This is a genomic window from uncultured Romboutsia sp. (assembly GCF_958366745.1).
GTDB lineage: Bacteria > Bacillota > Clostridia > Peptostreptococcales > Peptostreptococcaceae > Romboutsia > Romboutsia timonensis.
On record NZ_CATXCO010000236.1, the window covers coordinates 1 to 3,573 of the forward strand.

The 3,573-nt window shown below is 25.0% G+C and carries 5 protein-coding genes; all 5 read right to left on the reverse strand.

Annotated elements, in window-relative coordinates; genetic code table 11:
- Positions 1 to 154: 154 nt before the first annotated feature.
- The gene (locus tag Q5F54_RS11950; protein WP_288306042.1) at positions 155 to 496 is read right to left on the reverse strand and encodes a hypothetical protein; all 342 of its coding nucleotides are present in this window, start codon (positions 494 to 496) and stop codon (positions 155 to 157) included.
- A 177-nt stretch (positions 497 to 673) separates the two neighbouring features.
- A complete protein-coding gene (locus Q5F54_RS11955; RefSeq protein WP_302334494.1) occupies positions 674 to 1,678 on the reverse strand; it encodes a hypothetical protein in 1,005 nt (334 codons plus the stop codon).
- Between the two features lie 220 nt (positions 1,679 to 1,898).
- Positions 1,899 to 2,588 (reverse strand): radical SAM protein, encoded by a 690-nt coding sequence (locus Q5F54_RS11960; protein WP_288524120.1) that lies wholly within the window; start codon positions 2,586 to 2,588, stop codon positions 1,899 to 1,901.
- Between the two features lie 9 nt (positions 2,589 to 2,597).
- Positions 2,598 to 3,161 (reverse strand): ECF transporter S component, encoded by a 564-nt coding sequence (locus Q5F54_RS11965; protein WP_288701954.1) that lies wholly within the window; start codon positions 3,159 to 3,161, stop codon positions 2,598 to 2,600.
- A 2-nt stretch (positions 3,162 to 3,163) separates the two neighbouring features.
- The coding region (locus Q5F54_RS11970) for a nucleoside hydrolase (RefSeq protein ID WP_302334495.1) at positions 3,164 to 3,573 on the reverse strand (410 nt) is incomplete at its 5' end.

The following is a 3,573-nucleotide window of genomic DNA, read 5'->3' on the forward strand; positions in this document are numbered from 1 at the left end:
TTCAGAAGTTATCCACATTTTTTTAAATATTATAATATCCTTAAGCGTAAAAAAGGATGTAGTGATAATTACTACATCCTTTTAAAATTACGCATTAGTTAGATATTTGTGTGATAAATAAAGTAAAAATAGCTAAAGTTATTCCAATCTATTTCTATCTATTTTTAATTTTATTTTTTAATACTGAAATTAACTTTTCAAGTAAATAACCTAAAATATATACTACCAAATAGTATTTTAAATATACATTTAACGAATCATTCATAAACAGCATTATTTTGTCTATAATAAAAAATACTGTAAGTGATAAAATCAATGGAATTATCCATCCTATCTTTTTTCTTGAACACATTACTCCCTCTATGAAAAAAGATATTGGTATAATACCTACTATTCCAACTATAAGTAAATCCTTAAATCTGAAAAAATACGATATAATGGCTATCACTAACATAGTTATTGTTGGAATAAAATTCCCAAATATATTCTTCTTCATCCTTATTTCTCCCCTATAAATATTAAATATATAATTTATAATAATTGTAAACTTTCTTCTATTATAAACCCTTTTTAATAGCTAGTATTGATTATTTTATTCATAAGTTCATTTTAGCATATGTGTATCTATATAGAAAAGACATTACCTTTATTAGATAATGTCTTTTCTATTTAACTAATTTAATGACATTTCTTTTCTTATCAATTCAATTTCTTCAATTGATAATTCTGTAAGGTCCATTATAGTTTCATTATCTAAACCTTTTAAAATACCTTTTTTAGCTATCTCTATAGATTTTTTCTTTTCACCTTGTTTTATACCTTGTTTTATTCCTTGCTCTATTCCTTTTTGTATACCTTTTTGTATTCCTTGTTTCTCAACTTCTGGATCATATAACGATTTAGTCATTGTAATCACCTCTTCTTCTAATTTATCATCATTGAAATAATTTCTATTTAAGTATTCTATTAAATTTTGTATTGCTAGCAACATTTTATGAAAATCCTCTCCAAGTATTTCATTTTCACAAAATAGCTCTTTAGATTCATTGGCTAGCTTCGTAGCTAAATTTTTAGCTATAACCGATAATTGCTGTATCTTTAGTATGTCATTCTTTTTCTGTGCAACTTCTAATTCTTTTCTAAGACTAAATAGTTGAAGTGGAATAAGAGGATACATCTTTCTTTTTATAAGTTCTTCTTCTGTAAATTCCCAATATTTTATAATATCTACACAATATATAACTTCTTGATCATTTGGAAATATTATTTTTAAGTTTAATAATTCTTCTATGTTTTTATTTTCTTCAAAAAATATTACCTTTTGCTTTGGGAAATATAAAGTCCTCATACTATTATCTATGTTAGAATTTTCTTTTGCTTTTTTGAACCCATATTCAAACATTCTAATTACCATAGTATTATCATTTTTAGTTTGAAACTCTAAATGATAGCTTACTTTATTATTATCTCTTTTTAATATATCAAAGAACATATCTCCACGAATAACACCTAGAGTATCTTCTATAAATTCATTATTACTAACTGTTAAGTTGACTTCATTCTCTTTAAAATCTTCTTCAAATATGGCATTTAAAAGTTTTAAAAGTACTTTATTTGATGTTGAAAATAGGTATTTTAGTATTTCATCTAATTTTACCTTTTCTTTTGTTTTGTTCAAGGTTTCACCTGCTTTCTTTATATAATTATAACTTAAAATATAATTATTTAAAAGAATGAAGTATTTGATAAAATGAATATAATATTAGCTTATAAATATTTTAATTTTTCTATATTTGAGTATAAGAAATAACTAAATCTTAGTATAAATATCTTAAAAATACTAAAATTTAGTTATCTTTATTTCTAACTTATCATACAATTGTCTAACAAAGCCTATCTTAATCCCCAACACCAAAATCTGTATTATTAAAAAGTATTTCTATCTTAGGATTATCAACTAAATGCTTATACTTATTAGAAAACCAATTAACAAGTTCTTCATCCCTTTTAACACTTGAAGTATTATTTACAAAAACATTTATAGTAGCATGATCAAAATTATTTAAAACGATATCCATATCTCTATCAATCATTTCCCTAGTTTGACCCTTAATACCTACCATAATACAAGGAGAATCAAAATATTCCTTTAACTCCTCAACAGTTTTAAACTTTGCATTTTTGTTTAAATATCCATTTCTAAAATCATAATCAAAAGTTTCAACACCTATCTTAAAAGTTATAGGTATTTCAAAATAATCTCTCATTTCTTGAATTCTATTTTTATAAGCCCAATGACTTTCTAAAAATAATTTTTCTATTTTCTTTTCCTTTATTATTTCTTTTATCTTAGCTAAAGTAGCCTTTGGAAGTTCAAAACAACTTCCTGAATTTATAACTTCTAAAACTTTATACTTTCCAGTTATGTTTTCTAAAACTTCAAAGTTTAATTTATTTATTTCATCCTCAAAATTTGAGTTATCTAATATATAATCGCAAAAACTACACTTTCCCCATACACATGGAAAAGCTTTTAGTAATACTATTTCACGTTGATTTTTATTAGTTATTTCACTGTATCTATCCATATTATCTCCTTATTTATTCGTTGTCATAGAAGTTTTTAATGCTTTAGGCATAGAATTTACTACTATACCAACTAATACAACTGCTAAAAACTTATCTGCATAATCTGTAAATACTTGTGTTACAAATACACCAACTACAATTGGAACATTAAAATGACTTAATATTTGAACTATGTATGAAGAACCAGAAGATGTTACTCCACCAAATAAAAATGCTGCAATTGTTGCACTGATTATACTTGTTGGTAAGGTAAATATAAATGTTCCTAAAGGTGTTTTAATTCCTTTTAACATATCCTTCTTATACATAATTCCTGCTAAGTATCCCGTAGTTATTTGAACTGGTGCAAAGTAAAGTGAGTATATATCAAAAGTCATTCCACTAACTAAACTTCCACCTACTCCTGTTATTACTGCATACTTTGGTCCAAGCATACAAGCTATTAATATTGTTCCTATTGAATCTAAATATATTGGAAGTCTTAAATTAAGAGCAATAAATGCTCCAACTACATTTAAAGCTATCCCCATAGATATTAAAGTAATATTTTTTACATTTACAGTTTTATTCATTGTTATATAACCCCCTCAATAGATTCTATAGAACTTTCGTGTTCTTTAAATATTCTCTTTAAGAACATTTTCATAAAAGCTTTTTCATCAACTTCAGTTAATACATGTGAATTAGGTTCATTTTTGTAGAAATTAAATGAGTCAACTATAGATTGACCTACTGCTACCCCATCTTGAACAACTTCTACATAAGAATCAAATCCTCTTAATAAACTTCTATCAATAAAGTATGCCACAGCTAAGGGATCATTTATTACACATCCTATTATGCCTTCTTGTTCCCAATGGAAATCTATATAAAATCTAGTTATTTCTGTTATATATTTTGCCATATCCTTATCAAGTCTATTGATAAACTCTATAATATTAGGCGTTAAAACTATTTTTCTAGTTACATCAAGTCCAACCATGT

Coding starts and splice junctions, on each gene's coding strand:
- Q5F54_RS11960 (WP_288524120.1), bottom strand. CDS start 2,588: ATGGATAGATACAGTGAAATAACTAATAAAAATCAACGTGAAATAGTA.
- Q5F54_RS11950 (WP_288306042.1), bottom strand. CDS start 496: ATGAAGAAGAATATATTTGGGAATTTTATTCCAACAATAACTATGTTA.
- Q5F54_RS11965 (WP_288701954.1), bottom strand. CDS start 3,161: ATGAATAAAACTGTAAATGTAAAAAATATTACTTTAATATCTATGGGG.